Consider the following 8,074-nt stretch of genomic DNA (forward strand, 5'->3'; position numbering starts at 1 on the left):
AAGCAAAAAAATTAAGGAACTAATCCCAATTCTTTGAGATAAAGTTCAATTTCTTTATCAAGTTCTGCACGTTTAGCTTCAAGGTCTTTGATCTCAGCCATTACAGCATGAATATCAACTGGTTCTTCTTCCACAAAGGTACTCACATACCGAGAGATATTTAGATTATAACCATTCTCCTCAATCTCATCTAATGAAACTCTTCGAGAGTAGCGATCCTCCTCTTTCCTGAATTGGTAGGTTTCAATTATTTTCTGAATATCATTAGGTTTTCCATCTTCACCTTCTCGTAAACGATTCTGTCTTTTCTCCTTCTCAAAATGCTCACTGGCGTTAATGAAAAGGACATCTTCAAACTTTTTACACTTTTTCAATATCAAGATACAAACCGGAATACCTGTTGAAAAAAATAAATTAGAAGGTAAACCGATAACTGTATCTATGTTATTATCTTTCAGTAATTTTGTACGAATACGTTCTTCAGCTCCACTGCGGAATAAAACTCCATGTGGCAATATTATCGCCATTGTACCCTCTCCTGAGAGAAAATGAAAACCGTGTAATAAAAATGCAAAGTCAGCTGCAGATTTTGGTGCAATGCCATAACTTTTAAATCGAAAATCTTCTGCCAATGTATCATTAGGCTCCCATTTTAAGCTAAATGGAGGATTAGCAACAATTGCATCAAATTCCATTTTCTTTGCGGGGTTCATCTCATTCAGAATATCCCAGTCATTTAATAACGTGTCTCCATGATGAATTTCAAACTCAGTATCCTTAAGTCCATGTAGGAGCATATTCATTCGGGCAAGATTATATGTCGTGATATTTTTCTCTTGTCCATATATTTTGCCTATGCTTCCATTACTGTCGCTCATCTGTCTGCGGACGTTCAGTAATAAAGAACCTGATCCACAGGCAAAATCTAACACCTTATCTAATTTATTCTTTTCGCCTAATGCCGGATTTTGGCTATCCAAAATGACAATTTTAGATAAAATAGTAGATAACTGTTGAGGCGTATAAAATTCTCCTGCTTTTTTTCCTGAACCAGCAGCAAATTGTCCAATAAGATATTCATATGCGTCACCTAAAATATCTGTATCGGTAGAAAACTTAGCTATTCCTTCTGCTATTTTCTGAATAATGCTACAAAGCTTTTTATTTCTTTCAGAAGGTATTTTGCCTAGCTTTTCTGAGTTCAAATTGATTTCTGAAAATAAACCTTGAAAAGCACTTTCAAATGATTCATTTTCAATATATCTAAAACCATTTTCAAGCGTCTCTAACAACTCTCCATTTTGAGTCCGAGCCATTTCCGCAATATTACTCCATAAAAATTCTGGTTTTATAACATAATGAACTTTCCGACGCATCTGTCTTTCAAAATCTAGTATGTCTGCGTCATTATTTTTATACCATATTCCTAAAGCAGTATGTTTATCCTCTTCACCTACTTGTGGATAATCTCTACCCAATTCTTTCTTGGCTGCTTCTTCGTAGTTATCAGACAAGTATCGGAGAAATAGAAATGACAACATATAATCACGGAAATCATCCGCATTCATCGCTCCCCGCAGCTGATCTGCTATATCCCAAAGGGTTTTACCCAATTGCTTTTGATCTTGTAATGTCATAATAGACTGGATTGTTTTGTTTCTTCAACAAGTATTTCAGGAAGATAAAATTCATATTTTTCGAGAAATGCTTGTAGTATGTTTTTAAAAAGTTCTTTGTTGTCTGTACCCATTTCTATTGGTTCGTAAATGGAATATTTTCCATGACTTAACAAGTTTAATGAACGTGCATACAGAGTTTCATCATCCACTCCATAGATACATTTCGAAAAATCATCATAACCAAAGAATGTAGATGTTTTTTCCATAATACTGCGTAACATATTGAAATGATAAGTATTGATCTTATCTGAATCAACCGCACCTTTCAACTCGCTTAACAGTGCAACATGGTGGAAGAATGGAGCATCATCCGTTGCTCGCAAAGTATGTCCATCAGTTCCATTTTTATGCAGAAAATAACGTTTACATCTATTTTTCTTTAACTCATTACACATCACGTTAAAAAAGAGGTTGTGATGAGAAGCAATAACTGTTTTAACTTTGTTAATTCCACTTCTTACTAACTTTGACAAATCACTTGCTACAGCAATCGCATTGTTATCATCTAATGAAGAAATTGGATCATCAATATAAATATATTTAACCCAATTATAAGATTCTTGCCCATCAATAGTCAGTTCGCAAATAGCAAGAAAAACACACCATATAAATATATTCTCTTCACCACGAGAAATTTTTATATTATTCTGAACGATATACTCAGGTACTTCTGAATTCGATTTATGTATGGGATTTTTAATTACTTTGCTAAAAGAGACCTCCCATTTTTCATAGTCAATTTTGAAATCAAATTCAGCATATCTCTCCAAATAAGCAAATATTTTCTCTTCCAGTGCTAACTCTCTAAATCCGCTAAAAAAGTTTGATCTTGCATTTATTTTGAGAACACGATTTGTATCGTTTTCCAAATCATTATCCCATGAAAAAAGGTCTTCCGTAAAAGCGTTAAAATATAGTGTATCAGACTGTCCTTTCTTTTTTACTTTCCCTTTTTCTTTGAAGTCCATAGATAGCCGAGTTTTACCAGTTCCATTGTAAGCATAAAGTAATACAAAATCTGAATTATTTAAGTCATCTCGTAACCTTGTAACAAGATTAGGAAGTGTTTTGTATTCATATATTTTACAGGATTGATTCATTTGTCTTTCTTATTCGTATGCTGCTAACCCAGATATTTCACGTCCCTGAGCTTGTTTTCTCAAATGAGGAACTAAGTCTATCATCAATGCGAGTTCTTTTGTTCGACGTTCTTTCCAACTTAAATCTAAAGGTTCCAATAAATCAGTCAGTTTCTCTCCGTCAAAAATCATCCGACGCAGAATTTTATCTATAAAATCTTTTAAGATTGATGGCGGCAACCCGTGCCTATTTGCAATCTCTGCTATCTCCTTCTCATTTTTTTCTATTTTGAACGTGTCGTAACCTTCTCGTAATGAATTTACATCTTGTCCACTATTCCAATCTAAACTATTGATATATTCCGTCAAATCTTCCTGCTCATCCATCAGATTAGAATTAGAACTAAGCAAACTTATAATTTGACCTTTAGTCATTTTTTGCTTGGTTGGTTTCTTTTGGGTACTATCAGCAATTAATTCCATGATATAATCATAGTCAATCACTGCAGATGCAAAGAGCACGAACTCAAAGTCAAGTTGTTGCACTTCGACAGGAGTTTGATCCCCTTGTTTTTGCTGTATCTCCCTAAACTGCTTAGCCGTTTCTATATATGAACTTCTGAATGATCGAAGGTTTTCTTCTGGTAATATTGATTCAATTACAGTTTTTTGGTCCTCGTCCAAATCTGTGTATTGATCAAGTTGAGTTTTTAAACGTTGGACTTCCTTGAAGTTCTTAACAAAAGCTATTCGGGCTGCATCCCCTTTTAGATTATATACCGCTTGCGGTTCACAGACTAAATTATTTTGCGCCATAAAATCCCCCAAAGCAATCACAGCTTCTTTGTATTTTGCAATTACTACCGGTGCAGGATCTACTAGCCAAATTTTCTTAGCCTCTTCATCTGATTTTTCTCCGGAAAATAATGCAATGGCTTCATTTACGGATGTTTCTTGATGTCGAAAATCTAAAATATTTCCATACGGCTTAGTATCGTTGAGCACACGATTAGTTCTCGAAAAAGCTTGTATCAGTCCATGATATTTTAGATTCTTATCTACATAAAGTGCATTTAGATATTTAGAATCAAATCCAGTGAGTAGCATATCTACCACAATTACAATATCAATCTTATTTTTATGATAATAATCCGAATTGCTATATTTATGATCTTTTATACGCTTTTGTATATCTTGATAATACAAATCAAATTCATAAATACTATGATTCGTACCATATTGCTTGTTATAATCTTTAATTATACTTTTTAAAGCTGCTTTTTTTTCATCAGGATTTTGCTTATTATCTTCTTTTTCTTGTTCCAAATCTTCCTGAATTTGCTGAATGTCTTTATTGCCTTCTGCAGGAGGAGAGAAAACACAAGCCACGTTTAGTGGGATGAAATCTTTGTCTGTTTTTTGTTTTTGTCTCTGAATCTCTTTAAAGAGATTGTAGTATTCTATCGCATTATTGATAGAGGCTGTTGCTAAAACAGCATTAAAACGCTTAGAGTTAGTTGCAGCATTATGTTTTTCTATAATAGTTTCCACAATAGCTTGTTGGGTAATTATTTCTCCAACTTTAGGTTTTATATTACCTTGCCCTTCAAAATAATCTATATGAAACCGAAGTACATTTCTGTCATCTATCGCATTCGTAATAGTATAGGCATGAAGTTCCTTTTCAAAAATATCTTTGGTTGTTTTGTTGGAGGCATATTCTCCTTCCCTTATACTTTGAGTTGAATTTTCATCGAAAATAGGTGTTCCTGTGAAACCAAAGAGTTGAGCATTAGGAAAGAATTCTTTAATCGCCTTATGATTTTCACCAAATTGCGAACGATGACATTCATCAAAAATAAAAACAATTCGCTTTTTACTCAGCGGTTCTAGTCGCTCTTTGTAATTCCTTTTGTTATTTCCATCCAAGGCCAACCCTAATTTCTGAATGGTCGTTACAATTACTTTGTCTGTATAATCAGTAGATAATAAGCGTCTTACTAAAGTTTCTGTATTAGTATTTTCTTCAACACTTCCCTCTTGAAACTTATTGAATTCTTCGCGAGTTTGTCTATCCAAGTCTTTACGATCCACGACAAAAAGACATTTTTCTACATCCGGATTGTCTTTCAATAATGTTGAGGTTTTAAAAGAGGTAAGTGTTTTTCCACTTCCTGTTGTATGCCAGATATAGCCATTGCCTCGATTCTGATGAATACAGTTTACAATAGCTTTTACTGCATAAATTTGATACGGACGCATTACCAATAGCTTCTGTTCACTTTCCACCAAAACCATATATTTACTGATCATTTCACCCAATGTACATTTGGGTAAAAACTTTTCAGCAAAAGAATCTAAATGAGTAATCTTTTTATTCTGCTCATCAGCAAACTGGTAAACAGGCAAGAACTGCTCATCGGCATTAAAGCTAAAATGTTGATTCTTATTATTTGAAAAATAATAGGTGTTACTCCTATTACTAACAATAAACAGTTGCATAAAGCAAAGCAACGTATTATTGTAACCATTTCCCTGATCATTTTTATAATCAACGATTTGTTGCATCGCTTTTCGAGGAGAAATCTCTAGAGTTTTCAATTCAATCTGAACCACTGGGATACCATTGATAAGAATAATTACATCATATCTCTGATTGCTATTTTCTGTATTTATTCTCAATTGATTAATAACCTCATACTCATTTTTGCACCAGTCTTTTATATTTACCAATGTATAATGAAGAGGAGTCCCATCTTCACGCTGAAAATAGTTCCTGTCTCGCAATAATTTTGAAGCAGCAAATACATCAGGAGTTATAATTTCCGCTTTTAAGCGCTCAAATTCGCTCTCTGTCAATCTCACTCTATTCAGAGTCTCAAATTTCTCTCGGAAATTACTCTCAAGAGAATTCTTATCGCGAATATCATCGCGGTATGTATATTTTAGTTCTTGTAACTTTTTTATAAACAATTCTTCTATTTGTGCTTCCCTTATCATAGATGCTAATATTCCTAAAATGAATTAGTTTGGAATTCCAAAGTTAGCGAATAATCCTAAATAATCAGTAAAAATAAGTTCTCATATTGAAATCAACAAATTTTCAGGTTATTGACTTCTACCTATTATCTTGTCAACTCAATTACTTCCTTATATTGCTAATTTACAAAATAAAAAGATAACGTGGAACACACTCATCGGAGGAAATATATCAAAGTTAAGTATTGTACTTGATCAGCTATTTTGCCAGCCAGATGTTAGCTGTAGTCCTTTATAGTTTTTTCTCATAGAAGACACCGCTGATATCCTGTATCCGTTCATTTTAAATAGAGTGTTCCAATCATTTACATCTTTTTCTGAAGAAAACATATTCTTCATTTAACTGGGATATCGTCTCCAAATATAAAACATATATAGCCTTAATACGAGCTTTATCGCTTATAAAATGACCTGATAAAAAGGAGATAATAACACCGATAGCATCTAATTATCTGACGGACATAACCTTTCCGCTTTTCAGATCGTCCTTCAGGTTGTAATATCTTCATTCTTTTGGGATTTTCCAGATTCGGGTTGAATTGATAATAAAAAAGACCCCTACTTGTCAGTTGGCAGGCTAAATACCCTGAATCTTTTGTTTCGCATAGCCCTTTCACCAAGCCTTTGAACTGTAAAGTTTCCAAGCTTTCGTTGAAATCCTTTCTTTTAATACAGAATGTTTTTCTTTCAGTTTCATAATCATCCTGTTCTATCAGTATAAGGATAATGTGTTTCTCTGTTTCGGTCAAGAATATTTTATCCATAATCACATAATGTAAAGTTGCAGAGTCAAAAGAATAGAAAACAGATCATTATAGATATCGATTATTTGCATTAAGGTATGAATGTTATAATTAATGTTGTTCTGTTATTATATTGAAAATGTATTCGTCTTAATCAAAACCTACTACAGGATAAATATACACTATGGTCCCCATTACGATAATATTATATAGTGTATGGGTATTTGCCACGGTTGCCTGGTTATTGGCGATTCTTACCGTTAAAGGAGAAACTACTGTAAAAGCTGCTGTTCCACTTGGAGCTCCTTGTACGGCAAGAACATATTTACCGCCATCTTTCAATCCTTGAAGGTAAAAGTTACCGGAAGCATTTCCCGATGTATAGGCTAAATTGCTTACTGTAAAGTCAATCAGATAAGGTGCGCTTGTTGCACCTGCATTATATGCGGTTCTATTGGTATATGCTCCGTCCACTTCCAACTTACTACTGGGGTTGTCCGGAAAATTTCCTATACCAACATTTCCGTTTTCGTCAATTTCCATTCTATTGATACCGGAAGTGTAAAAATAGACATTGGACAAGTTGGTAGTACCATCCCCCCTGTATGTGGCGGTAATGGCTGTGGAAAAATCACTTATCGAATTGTTATGCATTCCACTAAAGGATAATCCCCCGATAATATCCCCTGATTGTAAATTTTGAGGAGAAGCGAGTGTCCCTCTGCTTTTCTTTAAAAATATGGAAGGAGTATAAGTATTATTTGTAAAAGTTCTGATATTAATATCATCATAATAGTCATCCTGATTATTACTTACAATGTCTAAAGCTGTAGTAGGTGCGTTTATCCCTATGCCAACTTTAGCCATTTGATAAATGTTTTGGGTATTTGAGGTGGCCTGTACAGTTGTTCCGCTAAGGTTCCATGGCTCATCTTTGAATATTTGCCATAATTGCCCGTCAAAGTAATAATATCCCACTGTTGATACATTGACTGACTGCCCGGTAGCTGCTCCTGTTGATACATTACTTACGTATACAATAGCTCCGGTCTGAACTGCTCCATACATGGATTCTTTATCGTTCAATGCTTTCCGGTCCAGACGTGGGGCAATAATACCCTCGGCTGTCGATCCATCTGTTTTCCATGCTGTTACATCAAGCGTTGCCACAGGGTTTGTTGTGTTAACTCCGACTTGGGCCTTTAGAGTGTTGGTTATCATTAGAAAAAGGGCTCCAATGAAGAAATATTTCCGTATCATAGTTTGAGTATTGAATTAATTCCATTTTTCAACAACGGAAAATACAATATTGTTTAAAATGTGAATGTTTTTTTTTCGGTTTACCTCCGGTCTATCGTTTTCACTGTGCCCTTTCTATGTTTTTATCCTTAATACATAAACAGATAAAAGCCTTATTACAAACAAGCTACAACTATATTTTAACATTTTACGAGAAGAAAAAAGAAACTTTTTTATCAGTCCTTTTTTGTTATATCAAATTTACTCCTATATTTGTAATCGAAAATGACATACT

The 8,074-nt window shown here is 34.0% G+C and carries 5 protein-coding genes; all 5 read right to left on the reverse strand.

All coding sequences use genetic code 11. The features are described 5' to 3' along the window. Nucleotides 1-11: 11 nt before the first annotated feature. The 5 genes from BUC12_RS18940 to BUC12_RS18960 all read right to left on the reverse strand — a co-directional run bounded on the left by BUC12_RS18940 (nt 12) and on the right by BUC12_RS18960 (nt 7,800). Nucleotides 12-1,637, reverse strand: coding sequence for a type I restriction-modification system subunit M (locus tag BUC12_RS18940; RefSeq protein WP_062184514.1), 1,626 nt, complete (start codon nt 1,635-1,637; stop codon nt 12-14). Beyond that, nucleotides 1,634-2,779: an AAA family ATPase gene (locus BUC12_RS18945; protein ID WP_062184511.1), complete on the reverse strand. Its 1,146-nt coding sequence runs from the start codon at nt 2,777-2,779 to the stop codon at nt 1,634-1,636. The genes BUC12_RS18940 and BUC12_RS18945 overlap by 4 nt, the downstream gene beginning before the upstream one ends. 9 nt (nt 2,780-2,788) lie before the next feature. Next, entirely contained in the window at nt 2,789-5,758 is a 2,970-nt protein-coding gene (locus BUC12_RS18950; RefSeq protein ID WP_062184508.1) for a type I restriction endonuclease subunit R, read from the reverse strand. Nucleotides 5,759-6,189: 431 nt separating this feature from the next. Then, nucleotides 6,190-6,561 carry a hypothetical protein gene (locus tag BUC12_RS18955; RefSeq protein ID WP_062184504.1) on the reverse strand — a complete coding sequence of 124 codons (372 nt, stop codon included), beginning with the start codon at nt 6,559-6,561 and terminating at the stop codon, nt 6,190-6,192. 129 nt (nt 6,562-6,690) lie between these two features. Further along, a complete protein-coding gene (locus tag BUC12_RS18960; RefSeq protein WP_062184502.1) occupies nt 6,691-7,800 on the reverse strand; it encodes a hypothetical protein in 1,110 nt (369 codons plus the stop codon). Between the last annotated feature and the right edge of the window lie 274 nt (nt 7,801-8,074).

Origin of the sequence: Indolivaga macrotermitis, from assembly GCF_900128985.1 — a bacterium.
Classification (GTDB): Bacteria; Bacteroidota; Bacteroidia; order Bacteroidales; family Dysgonomonadaceae; genus Dysgonomonas_A; species Dysgonomonas_A macrotermitis.